Here is a 20,970-nt window from a genome sequence, read left to right as displayed (position 1 = left end):
CACAGGGGGTTTTGATGCGCTGATTGGACATGACGAGAGGCATTGCTACTGGCGGACAGACTGGCATCTTAACAGGCCGTTGAAAAATGTAGCGAGCGACGGCTAGGCAAGGCGAAGGCAGCCGAAGAAGCGCAATGTACGAGTTGTACATGAGCATTCTGAGGCTGATTTCAACGCCGCATAGCCGAGCGCAGTAGTTTTTCAGCGGTCTGTTAGCCCTTTGCCCAAGGCAGATCACCCCTATATAGCCGGGGGCTTTAGCTTAACTTTATAAAAGCTTTCCAGTAGAATCGGCCCGCCTTTTATAGGCGCCAATGTCCGTTGGAAGCTGTTTTCAAAGCGTCACGAGCACAGTTAATCCTGCAGGTTCGATGTTGGTGCGGCCCCTTGAGTCAGTCTTCAAGGGTTGCACCAGCCCTCATCAAGCCCGTCCTGCCGGCGTAAAACTTTGAAAACAGCTTCTGCAAGGATTCAACAAAACCTCGGCTAAGCGGCCCATAAAGCCACGAAACGCTTGGTTTGTTGTTTTCTGGATCGCGTCCCGGACAACCCTTTGGGACCACTGATGAGGGTAATAACTGTGCTTGAAGCCTATCGCAAACATGTAGCAGAGCGTGCCGCTCAGGGTATCGTGCCCCAGCCGCTGAACGCCGAACAAACCGCAGGCCTGATCGAGCTGCTGAAAAACCCGCCGGCCGGTGAAGAAGCCGTTCTAGTCGACCTGATCACCAACCGCGTGCCGCCAGGCGTCGACGAAGCCGCCTACGTCAAGGCCGGTTTCCTCTCTGCCATTGCCAAAGGCGAAGCCACCTCCCCGCTGATCAGCAAACAACAGGCCGTTGAACTGCTGGGCACCATGCAGGGCGGCTACAACATCGCCACCCTGGTCGAGATGCTCGACAGCGCCGAACTGGCTGCCGTGACTGCCGAACAACTGAAGCACACCCTGCTGATGTTCGACGCCTTCCATGACGTCGCCGAAAAAGCCAAGAACGGTAACGTTCACGCCAAAGGCGTGCTGCAATCCTGGGCCGATGGCGAGTGGTTCAAGAACCGCCCGACCCTGGCCGACAAGATCAGCCTGCGCGTATTCAAGGTCACCGGCGAAACCAACACCGACGACCTGTCCCCGGCGCCTGATGCCTGGTCGCGCCCGGATATCCCGCTGCACGCCCTGGCCATGCTGAAAATGGCGCGCGACGGCATCGTGCCTGACGCGCAAGGCGCCATCGGCCCGATGAAGCAGATCGAAACCATGCGCGGCGAAGGCTTCCCTATCGCCTACGTCGGTGACGTGGTCGGTACCGGTTCCTCGCGCAAATCCGCCACCAACTCGGTGCTGTGGTTCTTCGGCGACGACATTCCTTTTGTGCCGAACAAGCGCGCTGGTGGTTTCTGCTTCGGCAGCAAGATCGCCCCGATCTTCTACAACACCATGGAAGATGCCGGCGCCCTGCCGATCGAATTCGACGTGTCCCAGCTGAACATGGGCGACGTGATCGACCTGTACCCGCATGCCGGCAAAGTCTGCAAACACGGCACCGACGAAGTGCTGGCCAGCTTCGAGATGAAGACCCCGGTACTGCTCGACGAAGTGCGCGCTGGCGGCCGTATCCCGCTGATCATCGGCCGCGGCCTGACCGACAAGGCCCGCGCCGAACTGGGCCTGGGCCCAACCGACCTGTTCAAACTGCCAGAGCCGCCGGCTGCCAGCACCAAGGGTTTCACCCTGGCGCAGAAGATGGTCGGCAAGGCCTGCGGCCTGCCGATCGGTCAAGGCGTACGTCCGGGCACCTACTGCGAACCGAAGATGACCACCGTCGGTTCCCAGGACACCACTGGCCCGATGACCCGCGACGAGCTGAAAGACCTGGCGTGCCTGGGCTTCTCCGCCGACCTGGTGATGCAGTCGTTCTGCCACACCGCTGCCTACCCGAAGCCGATCGACGTCACCACCCACCACACCCTGCCGGATTTCATCCGCACCCGTGGTGGCGTGTCCCTGCGTCCAGGCGACGGCATCATCCACAGCTGGCTGAACCGCATGCTGTTGCCGGATACCGTCGGTACCGGTGGTGACTCGCACACCCGCTTCCCGATCGGCATCTCCTTCCCGGCCGGTTCCGGTCTGGTGGCCTTCGCCGCTGCCACCGGCGTTATGCCGCTGGACATGCCGGAGTCGGTACTGGTGCGCTTCAAGGGCAAACTGCAACCGGGCATCACCCTGCGTGACCTGGTGCATGCCATCCCTTACGTGGCCATCCAGAAAGGCCTGCTGACCGTCGAGAAGAAAGGCAAGATCAACGCCTTCTCCGGCCGTATCCTTGAGATCGAAGGTCTGGACGAGCTGACCGTTGAACAGGCTTTCGAGCTGTCCGACGCCTCCGCCGAGCGTTCCGCCGCCGGTTGCACCATCAAGCTGCCGGAAAAGGCCATCGCCGAGTACCTGCGTTCGAACATCACCCTGCTGCGCTGGATGATCAGCGAAGGCTACGGCGATGCGCGCACCATGGAACGTCGCGCCCAAGCGATGGAAGCCTGGTTGGCCGATCCGCAGCTGATGGCAGCCGACAAGGACGCCGAGTACGCCGAAATCATCGAAATCGACCTGGCTGAAATCAACGAGCCGGTTCTCTGCGCACCGAACGACCCGGACGACGCCCGTCTGCTGTCCAGCGTTGCCGGTGAGAAGATCGACGAAGTCTTTATCGGTTCGTGCATGACCAACATCGGCCACTTCCGCGCTGCCGGTAAGTTGCTGGAAAAAGTCAAAGGCACCCTGCCGACTCGCCTGTGGCTGTCGCCGCCGACCAAGATGGACCAGCATCAGCTGACCGAAGAAGGCTACTACGGCATCTACGGCAAAGCCGGCGCGCGCATGGAAATGCCGGGCTGCTCGCTGTGCATGGGTAACCAGGCACGGGTTGAGCCGAACGCTACCGTGGTCTCGACTTCGACCCGTAACTTCCCCAACCGTCTGGGCGATGGTGCCAACGTCTACCTGGCTTCGGCCGAGTTGGCGGCGGTCGCCTCGATCCTCGGTCGCCTGCCGACCGTCGAGGAGTACATGGCCTACGCGAAAGACATCGACAGCATGGCTGCCGACGTTTACCGCTACCTGAGCTTCGACCAGATCGCCGAGTTCCGTGAAGCTGCTGCGAACGCCAATATCCCGGTCGTTCAAGCCTAACGCGACAAAGCATCAAAAGCAGTACGCATCAAGAAGAGCCCCGCCCCGTGCGGGGCTTTTTCTTTTCCGCGTTTAGAGAAACGGCACTGGCCTGAGCAACGCCAGCGGCACACGCAGGCCCCGCCCTTTTATGACCAATCCAGAGACTCTAGTCATCACTGGCATATGGTTTGCTTAGTTACTCGCAGCAGAGCCTCTCCAACGGCGGAGCCGGCTTAATAGACAACGGTGTCGTGCCACTGGCTGAGTCATGCAGCCGGTGGCGCGGCACCTTTTTGTGTGGATCTGGGAAAAGTGCAATGAGCGAGCATGAAATCAGCCGTACCGACGCGCAGGCTTGGATTGCGGGCAACGATGCACCGGAAAAGCGCGTACTGAATATCGGCTTTATGGCCCTGACCGACGCGGCCTCGGTGATTGTCGCCGCCACCCAGGGCTTTGCCGAGAAATATGGCCTGACTCTCAACCTGCAGCGCCAGGCCTCCTGGGCCACCCTGCGCGACAAGCTGCTGAGCGGCGAGCTGGATGCGGCGCACAGCCTGTATGGCTTGATCTACGGCGTGCAGCTGGGCCTTAGTGGCGCGCCGGCCACCGACATGGCGGTGTTGATGGGACTGAACCACAACGGTCAGAGCATCAACCTGTCGCCGGCCTTGCAAGCCGCCGGCGTGTGCACAGGCGACGCACTGGCGCAGCGCGCGCACCAGGCTGGTGCAAGGCTCACCTTTGCCCAGACCTTCCCTACGGGTACCCACGCCATGTGGCTCTACTACTGGCTGGCCAGTCAGGGCATTCACCCGCTGAAAGATGTCGACAGCGTGGTGGTGCCCCCGCCGCAAATGCTCGCCCACCTCAAAGCCCGGCGCATCGACGGTTTCTGTGTCGGTGAACCCTGGAGCGCCCAGGCGGTGGATGAGCAGATGGGCTGCACCCTGGCCACCAGCCAGTCGATCTGGGCGGATCACCCGGAAAAGGTCCTGGGCTGTACCCGCGCCTTTGTCGAGCAGAACCCCAACACCGCCCGCGCCTTGATCATGGCCATACTCGAGGCCAGCCGCTTTATCGACGAGAGCGAAGAAAACAAACGCAGCACGGCGCAACTGATCAGCGGCGGCGACTATGTCGACGCCCCGCTTTCCGCCATCCAGCCGCGTTTTCTCGGCCAGTACCAGGACGGCCTCGGCCACGCCTGGCTGGATGGGTCTCCGCTGCGTTTCCATGCCGGCGGCCAGGTGAATATGCCCTACCTGTCCGACGCCATCTGGTTTATGACCCAGTTCCGCCGCTGGGGCCTGCTGCGCGATGACCCCGATTACCTCGGCATTGCCCGCCAGGTCCAGCAGCTTGAGCTGTACCGGCAGGCGGCCACGGCCCTGGCGATCCAGGTGCCGGACGAAATGCGTAGCAGCCAGCTGCTCGATGGCAAATACTGGGATGGCAGCGACCCTGCCGGCTATGCCCGCAGCTTCGAGTTGCATGCGCTGACCGATGCTCCGGTCAGCGCTCACCAGGAGAGTCGCTAAGATGCTGCGTATCCTGCTGATCAACGACACCCCGAAAAAGGTCGGTCGGCTGAAAACCGCCCTGATCGAAGCCGGCTTCGAGGTGATCGACGAGTCCGGGCTGACCATCGACCTGCCCGAGCGGGTCGAGGCGGTACGTCCCGATGTGATCCTGATCGACACCGAATCCCCCAGCCGCGATGTGATGGAACAGGTGGTGCTGGTCAGCCGCGATCAGCCGCGGCCCATCGTCATGTTCACCGACGAGCATGACCCCCAGGTGATGCGCCAGGCCATTCAATCCGGGGTCAGCGCCTATATAGTCGAAGGCATCCACGCCCAACGCCTGCAACCCATTCTCGACGTGGCCATGGCCCGCTTCGAGAGCGACCAGGCCTTGCGCGCCCAACTGCAGGCCCGTGACGCTCAGCTTGCAGAGCGGAAGAGAATCGAGCTGGCCAAGGGTCTGCTGATGAAGATGAAGAGCTGCAACGAGGAGGAGGCCTACACCCTGATGCGCCGCCAGGCCATGAGCCGGCAGCAGAAGCTGGTGCAGGTGGCCGAACAGATCATTGCCATGCATGACATGCTCGGCAACTGAAGGGACAACTTGCGTAGGATGGGTTGAGACGCGTAGCGACGATACCCATCGAACAATCACTATGGGTATCGCTTCGCTCAACCCATCCTACAGCTGTACTCCCAAGTTTCACGGTAACTGCTCTGGACGGTGGAGCCCCGCTGCGTTTATCTTCGCCACTGGCCAGCGCACTGGCCAACGTCGCTCGGACGGTTCCGGGCGCTTACGTATCCGAGGAAAGCATGGCTGACCAAGCTTCGCGCCGCTTTGCGCGCATCGATCGACTCCCCCCCTACGTGTTCAATATCACCGCCGAGCTGAAGATGGCCGCGCGCCGCCGTGGCGAAGACATCATCGACTTCAGCATGGGCAACCCGGATGGCGCCACGCCGCCGCATATAGTCGAGAAGCTGGTGCAGGTCGCCCAGCGTGAAGACACCCACGGCTATTCCACCTCCCGCGGCATCCCGCGCCTGCGCCGGGCCATCTCGCGCTGGTACAAGGACCGCTATGAGGTAGAGATCGACCCGGAAAGCGAGGCCATAGTCACCATCGGTTCCAAGGAAGGCCTGGCGCACCTGATGCTGGCCACCCTGGACCATGGCGATACGGTACTGGTGCCCAATCCCAGTTACCCTATCCATATCTACGGCGCGGTGATTGCCGGTGCCCAGGTGCGTTCGGTGCCGCTGATACCCGGGGTGGATTTCTTCGCCGAGCTGGAACGGGCGATTCGCGAATCCATTCCCAAGCCGAAGATGATGATCCTCGGCTTCCCCTCCAACCCCACCGCGCAGTGCGTGGAACTGGACTTCTTCGAGCGCGTGGTGGCCCTGGCCAAGCAGTACGATGTGCTGGTGATCCACGACCTGGCCTATGCCGACATCGTCTACGACGGCTGGAAAGCCCCGTCGATCATGCAGGTGCCGGGGGCCAAGGACATCGCCGTGGAATTCTTCACCCTGTCCAAGAGCTACAACATGGCCGGCTGGCGCATCGGCTTTATGGTCGGCAATCCGGAGCTGGTCAGCGCCCTGGCGCGGATCAAGAGCTACCACGACTACGGCACCTTCACCCCGCTGCAGGTCGCGGCCATCGCCGCCCTGGAAGGTGACCAGCAGTGCGTGCTGGATATTGCCGAACAGTACCGCCAACGGCGCAATGTGATGGTCAAAGGCCTGCATGAAATCGGCTGGATGGTGGTGAACCCCAAGGCCTCGATGTATGTCTGGGCGAAGATTCCCGACGCCTACGCCCACCTCGGCTCCCTGGAATTCGCCAAGAAGCTGCTGCTGGAGGCCAAGGTCTGCGTGTCGCCGGGTATCGGCTTCGGCGATTACGGCGACGACCATGTGCGCTTCGCCCTGATCGAAAACCAGGACCGCATCCGCCAGGCGGTGCGCGGAATCAAGGCGATGTTCAGGGCCGATGGCCTGCTGGAGGCGCCAGCGCCGAGCAAGCCGCGTAAAGCGCCGAACAGCTGAATCTGCTCCACATTCACCGACGCGGCGCTCGCCGCGTCGTCTCCCGTCCCGCCCTAGCCCGAATAGTCCAGCACCGTCCAAATACGGCTGAGGTCATCGCCTAGCACACAGCCGCTCTGGCCCAGCTCCTGGCTGTTGCTGTGCAGCGCCATCAACGTGGTCGCACCATCGACGGCGTCCGAACGTTCGCTTAGCCACTGCACCCGCCCGCAATGCGGGGTCTCGATCACATAGCTGGCGGCGACTGCCGACTCCTGATCGAGCCGCTTGATCACATCCACCACAGTGCCCTGCTCCTGCACGCGCTTGCCATCGGCTATCAGCACGGCCCAGGCCTGGTTGTTCTCGATCACCAGGTAGCTGCCATTAGCCCGGGGCTGCTCTAGCTGCGGCTGGGCGCAACCGCCGAGCAGGCCCAACAGCACAATTGTCATCAGCATCTGTTGCATTGTCAGTGACTCCTTTGCAGTGCCTATGGCCAGTGGCTTTGCGAGCTAATGGCGGGTGTGATCGAGTGGATACCAACTGAAGACTTGGCTTTACTATTGTCTAATACTGTTTATTTGTACAGTATTTTTCGATTACCCTTATCGGCGTCACTTAGCCAGGTCGGCAACAGCGCAAACCTGGCCCATCCGAGGCGCTAACCAGGAGCACAAGATGCTGGACGTACTGCAGCTGAAACACACAGTGAACCGCATGCCGCTGGACAAGGTCCGCACCACGGTCGAGGAGTTGTACCTGGAAGGCATAGTCACCGAAGGCAAGACGCCCTTCTCCCGGGTGCACTTCAATACCTGCTTCGCTGAAATCGAGGCCCTGTTGCAACGCGCCGGCTATCACAAGCAGTTGGATGTGGTCGGTTATCAGGGCCTGGCCTACGCCATGTTCGACCCGGCGCGCTGGCAGGCCGTCGAGGTGCTGCGTTGGCTCAAGGAGTTCGTCGAGGAAGCCCAGGCCAGGCCGGCTTATTGAACGGCTGACTGCTCCAAGGCAAATCGACGGCAGCGGTTAAACCGAACCAAAAGCGCCCAAGTGGCGCTTGACGTGCACAGCAATGGCTCAATAAGCGCGCAGCTATTGGGCCATTTTGGCTTTTTTAGCTGGCCTTTAGCGGAATAACTCAGCCTATATTTAGCCTGCAATAGGCTTCTTAACTAACTGATATATATAGTTTAGATATTAACTTTTAAGTCTCTTTCGAGCATCTCTTCGAGCCTTTCAGCTAAGACTCTGCGCCTCCATCCGGAAAAGCTGGCAAGCCCCTTGCAATCACCTCAGCAAGATTCCTGCGCAGCCCACCAACGGCGGTGAGCCGCGGATCACGGACAACGGCGTCCGTCAGATCACCTCGCTAATGGGTGATCTGGCGTACGCCGTTTTTTTGTTTCAGCCGTCTTCTCGGCAAAATAAAGGACAGCCTTCATGACTGATCGTGATTCGAAAAACCCAAGCCAGCACAGCCGCCGTGACTTCCTGAAAACCTCCGTAGCCGTCGCCGGTACTGTCGGTGGGATTGCCGCCCTCGGCCTTTCCGCTCCCGCCAGCCTGCGCAGCGCAGCCTGGGCTGCCGGTTCCGATGCGCCGGAAAAAGCCGCACTGAAAGTCGGCTTTATCCCCCTGACCGACTGCGCCTCGGTGGTAGTCGCCGCCACCCAAGGTTTTGGCGAGAAATACGGCCTGAACATCACCCTGAGCAAGGAAGCCTCCTGGGCCGGTGTACGCGACAAGCTGAACACCGGTGAGCTGGATGCCGCCCATGTGCTGTACGGCATGATGTATGGCGCGCAACTGGGGATCGCCGGCCCGCAGAAGGACATGGCGGTGCTGATGGGCCTGAACCAGAACGGCCAGGCCATCACCCTGTCCAACCAGCTCAAGGAAGCCGGCGTGACCAATGGCGCGCAACTGGCCGCCCATGTGAAGAAAGGCGGCACCCCGCTGACCTTCGCCCAGACCTTCCCCACCGGCACCCACGCCATGTGGCTGTATTACTGGCTGGCCAGCCACGGCATCAACCCCATGAGCGATGTGAAGACCATCACCGTGCCGCCACCGCAGATGGTCGCCAATATGCGCGTCGGCAATATGGACGGCTACTGTGTAGGCGAGCCTTGGGGCGCGCGGGCGATTGCCGACAATATCGGCTTTACCGCGGCCACCACCCAGCAGATCTGGCCGGACCACCCGGAAAAAGTTCTCGGTGCCACCCGTGCCTTTATCGAGCAATACCCCAACGCCGCCCGCGCCCTGATCATGGCGATACTGGATGCCAGCAAATTCATCGAAGCCAGCGACGAGAACCGCAAGAGCACGGCCAAGCTGATCTCCGGCAAGGCCTACGTCAACGCGCCGGTCGCGGTGATCGAGCCGCGCTTCCTCTGCCAGTACGAAGATGGCCTGGGCAATAGCTGGAAAGACGACCACGCTATGGCCTTCTGCAAGGACGGCACGGTCAACTTCCCTTATCACTCCGACGGCATGTGGTTTATGACCCAGTTCCGCCGCTGGGGCCTGATCAAGGAAGACCCGAACTACGCCGCCGTCGCGGCCGGGGTCAACCAGGTTGCGCTGTTCAAGGAAGCCGCCAGCGCCCTCAAGTTGCCGGTGCCAAGCAGCTCCCTGCGCAGCAGCACGCTGATCGATGGCACCGTATGGAATGGTTCGGATCCAGCCGCCTACGCCAAGTCCTTCGCGATAAAAGCCTGATTCGGAGGTTGTGATGAACGCACCACTGAAAACGCCGCTGCCGCTCCCCGCGGCAGTTAGCAAAGCCCCGCGCCTGGCACTGCCCGGCGCGGGGGGGGTCAACAACCTGGCCAAATCGCTGGTTCCGCCGCTGCTGGGTATCCTGCTGTTTATCGGGGTCTGGGCGCTGATCGCCAGCAAAAGTCAGGGCCTGCCCGGGCCCATAAGCACCTGGCTGTCCGCCTTGGAGTTGTTCGCCAACCCCTTCTACGACAACGGCCCGAACGACATGGGCATCGGCTGGAATATCCTGCACTCCCTGAAGCGCGTGGGGATCGGCTTCGGCTTGGCGGCCTTGGTCGGCATCCCCCTGGGTTTCGCCATCGGCCGCTTCGCCTTCCTCGCCGGCATGCTCTCGCCGATCATCAGCCTGCTGCGCCCGGTCTCGCCACTGGCCTGGCTGCCGATTGGCCTGCTGGTGTTCGAGGCCGCTGGCCCGGCATCGATCTGGGTGATCTTTATCAGCTCGATCTGGCCGATCATCCTCAACACTGCCGCCGGCGTGGCCAGCGTACCGCAGGACTACCTGAACGTGGCGCGGGTGCTGAAACTCTCGGAGTTCAAGGTGCTCACGCGCATCCTCTTCCCCGCCGTATTGCCGCACCTGATGACCGGCATCCGCCTGGCCATTGGCGTGGCCTGGTTGGTGATAGTCGCCGCGGAAATGCTCACCGGTGGCACCGGCCTGGGCTTCTGGGTGTGGGATGAGTGGAACAACCTGAATGTCGAACACATTCTGATCGCCATCATTATCGTCGGCCTGGTTGGCCTGGCCCTGGAACAGCTGTTGTTGCTGCTGGCCAAACGCTTCGATTACGCCAGCTGAGGAGCCTGATCATGGAAAAATTCGTAGAACTGACCCAGGTCAGCAAGCATTTCGACACCAAGAAAGGCCGCTTCCAGGCGCTCGAAGGCGTCAACCTGAGCATCGCCAAGGGTGAGTTTGTCACCCTGATCGGCCACTCCGGTTGCGGCAAATCCACCGTGCTCAACCTGATCGCCGGCCTGCTGGAGGCCAGCGCCGGTGGCTTGATCTGCAATGGTCGGGAGATCGACGGTCCCGGCCCTGAGCGCGGCGTGGTATTCCAGAACCACAGCCTGCTGCCCTGGATGACCTGCTTCGGCAACGTCTACCTGGCGGTGGAGAAGGTCTTCGCCGGCAAGGAGAGCAAGGCCCAGCTCAAGGCCCGCACCGAAGCGGCCCTGGCCATGGTCGGTTTGAGCCACGCCACCCATAAGCACCCCAATGAAATTTCCGGCGGCATGAAGCAACGGGTCGGTATCGCCCGCGCCCTGGCCATGGAGCCCAAGGTGCTGCTGCTGGACGAACCCTTCGGCGCCCTGGACGCCCTGACCCGCGCCCACCTGCAGGACGAGTTGCTGCGCATAGTCGGGGAAACCCAGAGCACAGTGGTGATGGTCACCCATGACGTCGACGAGGCGGTGCTGCTGTCGGATCGCATAGTCATGATGACCAACGGCCCGGCGGCCACCGTGGGCGATATAGTCCGGGTCGAACTGCCGCGCCCACGGGATCGCCTGGCCCTGGCCAATGATCCGCAGTACCACGCGTACCGCACCGCGGTGCTGGAGTTCCTCTACCAACGCCAACAGCGCCCGGCCGCCTGAACCTGCTGCTAGCGAAGCCACCGCGCCCTGCGGTCGCCTCGCCAGCCAGGGCAATAGCCGAGTATTAGGCACTTGCTTGCCCACCGATCCGACCGGGCGCAGCCAGGCATGGATGCCGCCCGCGGCTAACAGGCCGTTGAAAAATGTAGGCGAGGCAGCCGAGACAAGGCAAAAACGGCCGCTACGCAGCGCAGCGGAGTAACAGCCGCAGGCTGGCCCGCAGGGCGAACGTAGTGAGTAAAAAGCGCAGTTTACTTGTTGTAAATGAGCATTTTGAGGCCGATTTCAACGTGTGCAGGCGTGAGAAAGATAACACTGAGAAAGCGCGATAAAAGCGGGATATAGGGGAAGGAAGCGGAAAATAGCGGGATGGCGTTTGAAAAAGCCTTTCGCAGAGGGAAAGGCTTACGTCAGGAGAAAAGGCGGTGCTGGCGGCGGTCGACTTCGCGCTTGTGGACGCGGGCGATCAGCTTATAGATGCCGCGAACGGTCATGCGGTGTTTGCGGGACAGGTCCGCATGGTTATGCCCAGTGAACTCGTTGTAGATCCGCAAATCCCGTTCGGCCAGCTTGAACAGGTAGTCCTTCGGAAAGTTGATCAGCTGGCCACCCCAGTGCTCGGCCAGGTGCTCGGCGATCGCAACCCCGGCCTGATCAGCCACGTCAGCTTCGACACCGTGGTCCTTGAGGATAGTGGTGGTCTGAGCCGCAACGTCTGATAGCAGTTCATGCCGGATCGGCTCCATACGGGACTCGTTCATCAGTTCCCCCTCAGCGCTGCAACGCGGCGCTCACCTTCTTCTTTATTGATTATCCCGAGGCGTACGTCCGCATCTATGCGGCCGATCGCATCCTGCAGGGCCTGCTGTGGCGTTGTGGCCGCTCGCGGCGGCTTGGCCGGCGCGGCGGCCTGTGCCTGTGCCGGATCCGCAGCGATGCCCCACACCACCGCCCGCAGATAGTTGTGGTTCTCCAGCGGTAACTGCAGGCGATCACGCTGGACCAGCATCTGCTCGATACCAGCGGCCCACAGGCGTGGTGGCGCCGGCTTGGTCTCGTTGGTGCGCGCGTCACGCGAGACCGTACTGGTACCGACCATGGCGAGCAGCTCCTCCACCAGGCGAATGGCTCGGGTGGTGCGAAGGCCACGCTTGGCCGGGCTGAACAGCCGCAGGTAACTCAGCACGGCACGGCCCAGCTTGGGTTCCAGGCCAGCGAACAGGGCCGCCAGTTGCTTGCCTTCGGCGTCAGCAAAGCCCGCTTCGAACGGGAACTGCTCGCCGCAGCAAGGGCATTGCATGCGCATTACTCGCACTCCCTGGCATTGATGGCGGCGTTGAGCGCCTCGATCAGCGCTTTGAGAATTGGACGTTGCCGCTGCCACCCCTCTGGTAGCTGTTCCAAACCGTCCAGGCGTTCTGGACCCTCTACTCCGAGGCGACTGCAGAGCCTTTCCACATCCGTCAACAAGGCACGCTTCTCCTGCTCCACGTGCAAGGCTGCGATCAGCGCGTCGAGCTGCTTAGGTGCTTTCAGCCAGGCTACCCGGTCGACATTGAACATCTGACGGGCAAGCGCGTCGGCGTAGGCCCAGGGCAGTCGCATATCGGCGAGCAACGCCTCGATCTTGGTGATACGCGCTGGCATCTGATCAAAGTTCTTCGGCTTCCCTGCGGCCTTGGTACTGGGTTTCGGCTTGAAACCCAGACGCTCGAACTCGCGAAGTACTGCGCCGGCCTGGCGGTCATTCAACTCTTTGGACGAGCGCACACCGGCGACGCGCGCCAGCAGCCCTCTATATATGTCGTCTTCCATACCCAGTTGCTGCTTGGCGATATGGATCTTGCTCAGAGTGGCTTTTGCGAGGGCCATGTCAGCCTTCCTCCCTCATTTGCTGCAAGCCTTCCAGCATCATTCCCAGGCCGTCGAGGCTATCGGCGGTGACGGCGAGGAAGATCAGTTCGCGGCCCGAGTCGAGCGATAGCCGCACAAGGTCGAAGGCGTCTTCGTGGTTCTGCTCGGCCTGCTGGATGAGCTGCAGCAGCGTGGTTTGCTCGTAATCAATGTCATGCAGAAGGGACATATCAAACTCCCTGAGTCAGCCGGGCGACCGGCTTGTGATTGATCGCCGTGTGCAGCTGGGCGGCCTTGCCAGCCTGGTAGCCGGCCACGGCAGCACCTTCGTCGCGAGCTTTAAGCTTGCGGCGTTTCATCTCTGCGGTACCGAGGTTCGGATGATGCTTGGCCATGTAGGCTTCGATGGCTTCGGCGATGTTGTCTTCCACCCCTGCGAACTCGTCGACCTTGCGGTACACCGCATCGATCCAGCCATTGGCGAAGTGGTCGCCACGCACGACCTTGGTCGATCGCTTGCAACGCTTCTGCTTGGGTTCAGCAAGAAAGTCACGGCGCGCCTTCTGTAGCTGACGCTCGAGCACCTGGTAGGCATAGCCGGTCAGTTCGGGCGCAGCGGCACAGCCGACAAAGATGAAGCCGGCAGCACTGAAGGCGCTGGTGGTGATGATCATCTTGGTACCGAAGGCGTGCGCGCATACATGGGCCAGTCGTACTCGCCAAGTTGGCGGCGTACCCTCGGAACCGGCAGCAATCTTTACCTCGCAAGCCATGCTGGCCAGCACGTCGCCCAGCTCCAGGTTGTAGGCTTCCATCAGCTTGTGAGCCTGGCGCAGTGCGATCTCCGCTTCGTTGGGGTTTGCGGTCTTCGACTTCGCCATCTCCATACACTTCTTGATTTTGTCGAGAATGCGATCCTGGTCCATGTCACACCGCCGCGATATTGAGGTTGATGGGCTCGTAGCGGTCGGTGTCGCCCACGCGCTGATAGACGCGGATGTAGATGGCGGTACCGTTGACCTGTATGGAGTCCTTGAGGGCCTCCATGGCGAGCTTCCAGTCGGGATCGTCGATCTCGATACGCAGCAGGCTGAGGACGTCGCCGGTTTTGATCTGGCCCTGTTTGTTGGCGCGGAATGCGCGATCGACCAGGACACGCAGGTGCTGGTCGGCACCCTCGCTCCACTTGCGAATACAGCGGTCAATCAATTCCTTGGCCGCAAGAATCTCCTCGGTGAACGTCAGGCGTTCCGCCATTTGGCGCTCAACCTTGAACCGGCCGTCATAGGTAGTGATCGAGGCGTTGCCCTTCTTGCCGCCGATGGTCACGCCATACTTGGTGCTAGAAATGGCGATCAGGTCGTCGATATCTGCCAGGGCCTGATCCTTGAACCGGCAAAGCGCATCGTGAATAAGCAAGGCCTGGCCAGCCAGATCACGGGCGACCTGATCACGCAGTTTGTCGTGCTCACGCACCTGGTGTTCGGGTACCAAGTGGCCTGCGCCGTTGCGCACATAGCCGGCCGGTACCGACGTTTGATTGGTATCAGCCATGGGATGGCTCCTCCTGTGCGTGATTGTGGTCGGTGGTGCTATCCAGTTCGGTCAGCACCTGGCGACGAAACTCGCTGATCTCGTCATTGAGCTTGTGGCCGCCAATGCTTGGGTAAGCAGAGGCGAAACCGGCGCTGCGTTTGAGCAGCTCCAGGGCTTCGTGCAGGCGGCGTTCGACGCGGAGTTGGAACGCGGATTTGCTCATGCTGTTCATCAGTGCACCCTCCCATCGGTGGGCTTGAGGTTTTGTTTGTACGCGGTGGCAAACCTGCCTACGCCGGCCAGCACGGTATCCGTGTCGCCGGTCAGGTAGGCCTCGCAGATGGCGGCGAGGTCATTGCCCAGGCGGTTGTTCCAGTACACGAGGTTGGCCAAGCGCAGCGCCAAGTCGGAATTGCGCCGGCATTCGGTCTGCAGGTTTTCGTTGGCCTCCTGCAATTCCTGCTGCAAGGCGGTGATGGTGGTTTCGAGTGGCTCTCTCATGAGTCCTGCTCCTTCACCGGGGTAAGCCAGCAGATACGGCAACCGCCGAGGCGCACGCTGTTGAGGGTGCGGGTGCCCTTGGTGCTCCAGGACGCGCCGCGCCATTCGGCGCGGAAGGCCTCGGCCAGGCGGCCTGCATCCTCGGCGACGATGAACAGCGTGACGTCGAGGGGCGATGCCGCCTCGACACGCACACCCACATCGCGCAGGCGTCGGGTCATGGCATTGACCAGCTGCAGGCTGTTGGCCAGTTCCGGGGTCAGTACCGTGCAGGCCGGCATGGCGTGCTGGCGTGCCAGGTCGGCGGCGACCTGGGCGCTAAGGGGGATGACGTTGGCGATGGGCATGGCTACACCTCCGCGAAGATATCCGCCGTCAGGCGGGGCGCGCCGAGCGTGGCGGCGAGGTTGAGGGCAGCGGTCACTTGGTTGTGTACCGCCAAGGGGTACAGCACTGAGTAGGTGCCCTGGTTTTTCGGCATATGGCCGGTGAGCTTGCTGCGCAGGGCTTCGATGGACTGTTCGTCCATCAACTCGTCGAGCTTTTTGTTGATCAGTTCGAAGCGGTGTTTGAGGTATGCGCCGAGCTGCTCGCCCAGCGGATTGAGGCGCACCACCTCGCAGCGCTGCACCACTTCGCGCACGTCGGCGCGGTTCTCGCTGAGTTTGTTGCCCAGTTCGGTCTGGCCGATCAGCACGATGCTGAGCAACTTCTCGAAGCCGTCCTCCAGTTCGAAGAAGCGCTTGAGGTGCTTGAGGGTAGGGATCGGGATGGCATGCGCCTCCTCGATGATCAGCACATGCCTGTTGCCCATCCGGTGCGAATCCTTGAGGGCGTTATGCACGGCGCGGAAACGCTGTTCTTGGCCGCGCGGCATCTTGGTGCCAGGGCTGACTGTGGCCAGAATCGCCTCGCAGATGTGGATGGCCTTGAGGGTCTTACCCTTGAAGTCGTCATCTTCCATGCCGAGGATGTAGGGCTCGATGATGATCACCGGCTTGTCGTCGGCCTTGAGGCGGGCATGCAGATCCTTGCGGATGGTGCTCTTGCCGCTGCCACTCTCGCCGACGATGGCGAGGAAGGTGCCATAGCGCGTCACCTGGTAGAGGTTCTCGCGCACATAGCGAATCTCCGGTGAGACGAACAGCTCGGTACTGCTCTGCGGATCCCGGAATGGGTCGCTGAACAGGCCGAACGCCTGGCGGGCTTGTGGTGTCAGGGTTTGCTTGCGTAGTAGCATCGTCTCGGGCTCCTCGATGGTCGGTTTCTTATCGTTGCGGTGCTCAGGCTGGTGGGCGTTGGCGCGCCCTCCAGCCGTCTTTTTCTTTTCAACTGTTGGGTCGTCTTCTTCGAAAATGCCCACCAGTTGCATACCGGTGATGCCCTTACCCTCCAGCCAACCGACGATCAGGGCTTTGATCTCTTCCTGGGGAACGGTTTTCAGCCAGATGTTCTGGTTGATCAGTTGGCTGATCGTCGGCCGCGACAGGTTCACATCGCGGGCCAGGTCGGCCTGGCTCAGGTTGTGGTAGCGCAGCAGCGCCTTGAGCTTGAGCATCAGGCACCTCCTACAACGGACAAGGTTGGGCGCTTGCTGAAGGCAACCCGTAGGCGCTCGGCAAGCGCTGGGATGTCTTCTTCCTTGGCGCCTGCCGGGTAATGCTGGCTAAGCCAGGCGTAGTGCTCTGGGCCCCAGCCGGCCACCTCAGCCTGCAAACGCTTGGCTATGGCGAACACGCCGAGCGGCGGGGTTTCCACGGTGGGCAGTACCAGGTCGTGCTGGGTACCACGGCGTGGCATAAAGGCAGGCAGATCGGCCTCGGTCATCTGCTTGTAGGGCTGCAGCTGGCCACCGAAGGGAATGGCCTTGGCCTTGCGCGCGGCGTCCACTTCATCCTGGGTGTCTGCGCCCATGGCGAGCTTGGCGGCGTCCTTGCGGGCGACCTGGGCCGGGGTTTCGGCGTGGCGTTTGAAGGCTTCGCCGATGGTGGCGGCGGCAACATCAAAGCCGAGTTCGTTGGTCACCACGGCCGGCACCACATAGAACACCTCGTGGCCGTTGGCGTCGGTGGCCACTACCTGGGCAGCGTCGTCGCGCCATGGGTTACGGGTGACCATCAGGCGGTCACCTACCATCACTTCCGGCACTACGGACACGTCGTACTCGCGGCCCTGGAAGGAAACCCGCAGCTTGGTGGTGACCTTGCGGCTTTCCGGCTCAGCGACTGCCAGGCGGCGGCATTCCTCAACGCTGGGCACCTTGATCAGTTGGTGCTCGCGGATGCTCATCCACACCGCAGAGCGGTTCTTCTTGTGGCGGGAATGCACCGCTGTGGCGTTGAAATAACCGCGCCACCGCGCCGCCAGTGCGTTGAGTTCGTCCAGGTCGGCGACTGGCTGAAAGCGCAGGCCAGCCTCGAACTTGCGCTCGATGATGTTCCGCGCGTTCTCCACCTGCCCGGTCACTCGCGCCGCACCAGGTGCGTGGACGATCATCTGGATGCCCAAGCTGCGGCACAGATTCTTGGCCATGGCGGAGGTGTTCGCCGAGCCGGGGTCCATCATCAGGATCTCGGGGCGACCGTGAGGATGTCGGCATCGCCGCGTTCCTGCATGGCGTTGATCAGCACGCTGCAGAGGTTCTCCCCCGATTCAGCACCCATCACGTATTCGAGGTAGATCCAACCGCTGGCGTGGTCGGTGATCTCGTATGACCAGACCCGATCCATCGCCACGCGCAGCAGGTTCTTCGGCTTGTTCTTATAGAACTCGGCTGCGTCCATCACCCGCAGGCCGTTGGTTTTCGAGTCCGCACCTGGCTTGAGGTAATAGAGCACGCAGATCGAGGCGTCGATCTGCCAGACATGGTTCGGGTGCGTGCTGGCCAGCTCGGTTACCGGCGCCGGTGCCAGCAGTTGGTCCGGGTGCAGCTTGTAACTGTGCAGCGCGCGGCCGATGGCGCTGAGCGACATCGGACGAAGTTCACCGGTCGCCTTGTCGACAGCCTCGGCGCGGATCATGCCGCTGATGCGCAGGGCATCCACGGCATCGCCCAGGGAGTACAAGCGTTTCTCGTTGCGGCGGGCGGACTCGATCAGGGCGGCGCTGATGGCCAACGCCTCCTGGCGAGTGAGGTCGCTCTTGCCGGCGTCCGCGCGCCGCTTGCGGGTAGTGGTGACCACGGTCACCTCCTCAAGTTTGCGGTAAAGGGTTGCCAGGGAAAGGCCCAGGTCGTGCGCCGCGGCCCTGCACAGCGCCGTGCGACGGCCGTGGCCCGCAGCGTCAAGCGCGCGGACCAGGTCAACCAGGCGTTGGGTGATGACGGCGCTCATTGATCAGGCGTCCTGAGCCAGGAGAGGCTGGCCGGCGGCCTGCCCAAGCCAGGGAAACTCATCCTCCCCGGAGGCGTCCGGCAAATGGAACTCACTGCGGATCGCAGCCAACAAGGCTTCGAGCTGGCGCACCATCGCGGCCTTGAACGGGCGATGATCTACACCGTGTTCCTCGGCATGCTCGGCCAGCTTGATAAAGCCCTCGCGCAGCTTGCCGGTGATGTCCGCCTCGGCCTCAAAGGCCAGGGCGGCTACCTCCACGCGCAGCTCCTTGGCACGCTCATCGGCGGTAAGGGTTTGCACCTGGCGGCGCACCTTCTCCAGCTCCTGGCGGGTCTTGTCCAGTTCAGCGGACTTGTTCGCCAGCACGCCGCCCTGGGCTTCGTAGTCGGCCTGGGTGTCGACGAGCTTCTGCTCGACCTTGGCGTGATTTGCGATCAGTTCCTCGGCCAGAAAGATCACTGCTTCCTTGTTGTCCGTTTTGGCGGCTTCGATCAGGGCCGAGCGGGCATCGTCCGGCAGGCGTCGCCATTGGCGCAGGTCACGGTAACCGGCTCCGATCGAGGAAAGTTGCTTGAGGGCTTCCTCACCAAAAGCTGCGAGGTTGATGAGATCTTCGTCAACCTTCGAGCGCGACAAGCCGAGGGCTTGGCAAAAACCATCCCAAGTGCCGACGTCGGCAATTTCGTTACCATCCTGGTCAACCCCTTTTTTGCCTGCCAGGCCCCGGTACATCTTGGTTTCCTTGATGTGGGCCAGTTTGCTCAAACTGACGACGTCGGCAAAACGGGCGAAAGACCTGGCCATTTGAACTTGACCAAGCAACTGATTGACCAGGTCGCGCTCGTCCTGCATGCCTTGAGCAATAGCCCCCAGGTTCTGGGTGACAGCCAGGGCTCCAACATCCAGTGCTGCGTCTTGCACCAACTCGACAGGTGCGATTGCTTTGCGGGCCATCAGGCAGCCCTCCGTGCGGTGGCGCCAGCCAGTTTCTGCAAGCGGGCAATGGCTTGCTCGCGGTCGCCATTGGCCTCGATCAGCGCATTACGCCATTCGTTGTGGCCGCGCTCGTTACCCGCGAAGTAGGCATCGAACTCGACCGTGCCAGCGGCATAGGGCGCCTGCACAGGGCTGTCATCGATGCGCCGTTTGATCACCGCGATCATTCCCTCTCGGTACGCCGCGCTTCGGCGGTCGCCGTGCTCAAGGATCTTGTCGGCCAGTTTCTGGTAGTCCATGTGTCGCTCCTTGTTGTCAGCGGCTGGCTCCAGCCAGCACACGTTGGTTGATCTCGTTGATGCGTGCCTGGGCCAGGGACATCTCGTTGGCATGGGCCTGGGCGATCTGCAGTACCGCCACGCTCAAGGCGAAGCGGCCGGTGTCGAGCTTGGTGGCCATGCCCTCGGCGATCAGGGTGTTCAGGCAACGGTTGATGGTGGCCGGGCTCTCGCCCAAGGCCTTGGCCAGGTCGCCGTTGCTCAAGCCTGTGAGGCTGTGGCCACGCAGGGCCTTGAGTACGCGCAGCACGCGGCCACCGCTGTCGCTGGTGCGGGTCTTGTCATTCATGGCTTTCACCGAGTTCGAGTTGTGGGTGGGCGTGCTGTTGCACATTGCCGCGATGCCAGGCCAGGCCCTCAAGCCCGGCCTGAATGGCGGCCATGGTCGCGGCGGCATCTGCTGTGCCGTTGTAGAAGGCCAGCAACGCGCCGGTGGCGGTATGCAGTACTGCCTGTAACTCCTGCATGTCCTCAGCGGAGCAGGTACGGCCGGTGGGCATGTCGATCAGCAGCTTGCTGCCGGTCGCGGCCAGCCAACGGCTGACCAGGTTGATGCCACACACATGCTCGAACGCGGGGATGCTCACAGCGGGCATGCGGCCCTCGCTGGCCCACTTGTAGAGCGCCCAGTGGTTGGCCAACCCCATGCGCTCGGCAATGCGTTCAACGCTCAGGTTGTGCCGCTCTTTGGCGTGTTCCAGCGACCACTCCAGGGCCTGGCGAATACTGCTGGGCTGGGCGGTCTTCCAATTGCGTTTCTTCATTGGAAGGCCCCCAAGCGCAGGCCAGAGCGGGTCGCCAAACAAAATGATTTTTTGCAGCTGGGCAAAAGCGTTTCAAAACCCACAATGGAATCGGGTACATTCACGAGAAGGCACATAGCTATGACCGATCAGATTGAGAAGTTGGAAGCGCAGGTGAATGCTCTGGCTCAGGCCGTACTTCGCCTGGCCGCAGTGGCTGAGGTGAATGGGCAGTTCCAGCCGGAGCAGCTACGTGAACTCCGCTGGCCAGGGGCTGCTTTTGAGCCAGAGGCGATAAGGACGATGGGCTGGTTATGCGATGAGCTGGCTGCTGCCCGTGAGGCGCGCCAATTACGCGAGCAAGCCGGTTGAAGCCCAGGTCATTGAGGGCGCCCTGGTTTGGCGATTTGGCTTCCAGGCGCTGGCCGACCAGCTTGCCAGCACCGAGCAGCATCAGGCGGTCGATAAGCTTCGCCTCGCCTTGGCTGGCAGCGGTGAAGTCGCGGCAGATCAAGGTGTTTATCCGGGCATCGTTAAGGTGCCAGGCTATATCGGCAGAAGTACCGGGTGCGACGGCGATCAGCGCATTGAGCG

27 protein-coding genes are annotated in these 20,970 nt (G+C 61.8%); 10 read left to right on the top strand and 17 right to left on the bottom strand.

Annotated elements, in window-relative coordinates; all coding sequences use genetic code 11:
- Positions 1-580: 580 nt before the first annotated feature.
- The 4 genes from acnB to alaC all read left to right on the top strand — a co-directional run bounded on the left by acnB (position 581) and on the right by alaC (position 6,756).
- Complete coding sequence (acnB, locus tag Q8Q83_RS14285) at positions 581-3,190, top strand: bifunctional aconitate hydratase 2/2-methylisocitrate dehydratase (protein WP_305624787.1); 2,610 nt, start codon at positions 581-583, stop codon at positions 3,188-3,190.
- A gap of 299 nt (positions 3,191-3,489) precedes the next feature.
- Entirely contained in the window at positions 3,490-4,713 is a 1,224-nt protein-coding gene (locus Q8Q83_RS14280; protein ID WP_305624785.1) for a CmpA/NrtA family ABC transporter substrate-binding protein, read from the top strand.
- Position 4,714: 1 nt separating this feature from the next.
- Complete coding sequence (locus Q8Q83_RS14275) at positions 4,715-5,293, top strand: ANTAR domain-containing response regulator (RefSeq protein ID WP_305624784.1); 579 nt, start codon at positions 4,715-4,717, stop codon at positions 5,291-5,293.
- Positions 5,294-5,514: 221 nt separating this feature from the next.
- Positions 5,515-6,756, top strand: coding sequence for an alanine transaminase (gene alaC, locus Q8Q83_RS14270; RefSeq protein ID WP_305624782.1), 1,242 nt, complete (start codon positions 5,515-5,517; stop codon positions 6,754-6,756).
- Positions 6,757-6,809: 53 nt separating this feature from the next.
- Here alaC and Q8Q83_RS14265 read toward each other — a convergent pair whose 3' ends face one another.
- Positions 6,810-7,205 (bottom strand): hypothetical protein, encoded by a 396-nt coding sequence (locus tag Q8Q83_RS14265; RefSeq protein ID WP_305624780.1) that lies wholly within the window; start codon positions 7,203-7,205, stop codon positions 6,810-6,812.
- Between the two features lie 211 nt (positions 7,206-7,416).
- Here Q8Q83_RS14265 and Q8Q83_RS14260 point away from each other — a divergent pair, with 211 nt between their 5' ends.
- From Q8Q83_RS14260 to Q8Q83_RS14245, 4 genes are all read left to right on the top strand, one after another.
- Positions 7,417-7,731 carry a transcriptional regulator gene (locus tag Q8Q83_RS14260; RefSeq protein ID WP_305624777.1) on the top strand — a complete coding sequence of 105 codons (315 nt, stop codon included), beginning with the start codon at positions 7,417-7,419 and terminating at the stop codon, positions 7,729-7,731.
- A gap of 450 nt (positions 7,732-8,181) precedes the next feature.
- A complete protein-coding gene (locus Q8Q83_RS14255; RefSeq protein ID WP_305624776.1) occupies positions 8,182-9,465 on the top strand; it encodes a CmpA/NrtA family ABC transporter substrate-binding protein in 1,284 nt (427 codons plus the stop codon).
- 13 nt (positions 9,466-9,478) lie between these two features.
- Positions 9,479-10,330: a nitrate ABC transporter permease gene (gene ntrB / locus Q8Q83_RS14250; protein WP_305624774.1), complete on the top strand. Its 852-nt coding sequence runs from the start codon at positions 9,479-9,481 to the stop codon at positions 10,328-10,330.
- An 11-nt stretch (positions 10,331-10,341) separates the two neighbouring features.
- Positions 10,342-11,133, top strand: coding sequence for an ABC transporter ATP-binding protein (locus tag Q8Q83_RS14245; RefSeq protein WP_305624772.1), 792 nt, complete (start codon positions 10,342-10,344; stop codon positions 11,131-11,133).
- 410 nt (positions 11,134-11,543) lie between these two features.
- Here Q8Q83_RS14245 and Q8Q83_RS14240 read toward each other — a convergent pair whose 3' ends face one another.
- Genes Q8Q83_RS14240 through Q8Q83_RS14165 form a run of 16 tightly spaced genes read right to left on the bottom strand, consistent with a single transcriptional unit; the run spans position 11,544 to position 20,397 of the window.
- Entirely contained in the window at positions 11,544-11,894 is a 351-nt protein-coding gene (locus Q8Q83_RS14240) for a Mor transcription activator family protein (RefSeq protein WP_305624771.1), read from the bottom strand.
- Positions 11,894-12,439 carry a hypothetical protein gene (locus tag Q8Q83_RS14235; protein WP_305624769.1) on the bottom strand — a complete coding sequence of 182 codons (546 nt, stop codon included), beginning with the start codon at positions 12,437-12,439 and terminating at the stop codon, positions 11,894-11,896. Before Q8Q83_RS14235 ends, Q8Q83_RS14240 begins: the two co-directional genes overlap by 1 nt.
- Positions 12,439-13,005 carry a gp16 family protein gene (locus Q8Q83_RS14230; RefSeq protein ID WP_305624767.1) on the bottom strand — a complete coding sequence of 189 codons (567 nt, stop codon included), beginning with the start codon at positions 13,003-13,005 and terminating at the stop codon, positions 12,439-12,441. The genes Q8Q83_RS14235 and Q8Q83_RS14230 overlap by 1 nt, the downstream gene beginning before the upstream one ends.
- Position 13,006: 1 nt before the next feature.
- On the bottom strand, positions 13,007-13,216 hold the full coding sequence (locus tag Q8Q83_RS14225) for a hypothetical protein (protein WP_305624766.1): 210 nt from the start codon (positions 13,214-13,216) through the stop codon (positions 13,007-13,009).
- Position 13,217: 1 nt separating this feature from the next.
- A complete protein-coding gene (locus tag Q8Q83_RS14220) occupies positions 13,218-13,913 on the bottom strand; it encodes a DUF2786 domain-containing protein (RefSeq protein ID WP_305624764.1) in 696 nt (231 codons plus the stop codon).
- Between the two features lies 1 nt (position 13,914).
- Positions 13,915-14,541: a DUF3164 family protein gene (locus Q8Q83_RS14215; RefSeq protein ID WP_305624761.1), complete on the bottom strand. Its 627-nt coding sequence runs from the start codon at positions 14,539-14,541 to the stop codon at positions 13,915-13,917.
- Positions 14,534-14,746, bottom strand: coding sequence for a hypothetical protein (locus Q8Q83_RS14210; protein WP_305624760.1), 213 nt, complete (start codon positions 14,744-14,746; stop codon positions 14,534-14,536). Before Q8Q83_RS14210 ends, Q8Q83_RS14215 begins: the two co-directional genes overlap by 8 nt.
- Positions 14,747-14,754: 8 nt before the next feature.
- On the bottom strand, positions 14,755-15,024 hold the full coding sequence (locus Q8Q83_RS14205; protein ID WP_305624758.1) for a hypothetical protein: 270 nt from the start codon (positions 15,022-15,024) through the stop codon (positions 14,755-14,757).
- Positions 15,021-15,371: a hypothetical protein gene (locus Q8Q83_RS14200; protein WP_305624756.1), complete on the bottom strand. Its 351-nt coding sequence runs from the start codon at positions 15,369-15,371 to the stop codon at positions 15,021-15,023. The genes Q8Q83_RS14205 and Q8Q83_RS14200 overlap by 4 nt, the downstream gene beginning before the upstream one ends.
- Before the next feature lie 2 nt (positions 15,372-15,373).
- Complete coding sequence (locus tag Q8Q83_RS14195; RefSeq protein WP_305624754.1) at positions 15,374-16,582, bottom strand: AAA family ATPase; 1,209 nt, start codon at positions 16,580-16,582, stop codon at positions 15,374-15,376.
- The gene (locus Q8Q83_RS14190; RefSeq protein ID WP_305624752.1) at positions 16,582-17,589 is read right to left on the bottom strand and encodes a hypothetical protein; all 1,008 of its coding nucleotides are present in this window, start codon (positions 17,587-17,589) and stop codon (positions 16,582-16,584) included. Before Q8Q83_RS14190 ends, Q8Q83_RS14195 begins: the two co-directional genes overlap by 1 nt.
- Positions 17,589-18,356, bottom strand: coding sequence for a hypothetical protein (locus Q8Q83_RS14185; RefSeq protein ID WP_305624750.1), 768 nt, complete (start codon positions 18,354-18,356; stop codon positions 17,589-17,591). Before Q8Q83_RS14185 ends, Q8Q83_RS14190 begins: the two co-directional genes overlap by 1 nt.
- A gap of 3 nt (positions 18,357-18,359) precedes the next feature.
- A complete protein-coding gene (locus Q8Q83_RS14180; RefSeq protein WP_305624748.1) occupies positions 18,360-19,313 on the bottom strand; it encodes a hypothetical protein in 954 nt (317 codons plus the stop codon).
- The gene (locus Q8Q83_RS14175; protein WP_305624746.1) at positions 19,313-19,594 is read right to left on the bottom strand and encodes a hypothetical protein; all 282 of its coding nucleotides are present in this window, start codon (positions 19,592-19,594) and stop codon (positions 19,313-19,315) included. Before Q8Q83_RS14175 ends, Q8Q83_RS14180 begins: the two co-directional genes overlap by 1 nt.
- 16 nt (positions 19,595-19,610) lie before the next feature.
- A complete protein-coding gene (locus Q8Q83_RS14170; RefSeq protein WP_305624744.1) occupies positions 19,611-19,922 on the bottom strand; it encodes a helix-turn-helix domain-containing protein in 312 nt (103 codons plus the stop codon).
- A complete protein-coding gene (locus Q8Q83_RS14165; protein ID WP_305624742.1) occupies positions 19,915-20,397 on the bottom strand; it encodes a hypothetical protein in 483 nt (160 codons plus the stop codon). The genes Q8Q83_RS14170 and Q8Q83_RS14165 overlap by 8 nt, the downstream gene beginning before the upstream one ends.
- A gap of 120 nt (positions 20,398-20,517) precedes the next feature.
- Here Q8Q83_RS14165 and Q8Q83_RS14160 point away from each other — a divergent pair, with 120 nt between their 5' ends.
- Both Q8Q83_RS14160 and Q8Q83_RS14155 read left to right on the top strand, forming a co-directional pair.
- Positions 20,518-20,748 carry a hypothetical protein gene (locus tag Q8Q83_RS14160; protein WP_305624740.1) on the top strand — a complete coding sequence of 77 codons (231 nt, stop codon included), beginning with the start codon at positions 20,518-20,520 and terminating at the stop codon, positions 20,746-20,748.
- Positions 20,696-20,970, top strand: a 275-nt coding sequence (locus tag Q8Q83_RS14155) for a hypothetical protein (RefSeq protein ID WP_305624739.1), incomplete at its 3' end; no start/stop codon positions are given. The genes Q8Q83_RS14160 and Q8Q83_RS14155, both read left to right, overlap by 53 nt.

The organism is Pseudomonas sp. (assembly GCF_030696055.1).
Lineage (GTDB): Bacteria > Pseudomonadota > Gammaproteobacteria > Pseudomonadales > Pseudomonadaceae > Aquipseudomonas.
This window is presented reverse-complemented; position numbering and strand designations above follow the sequence as displayed.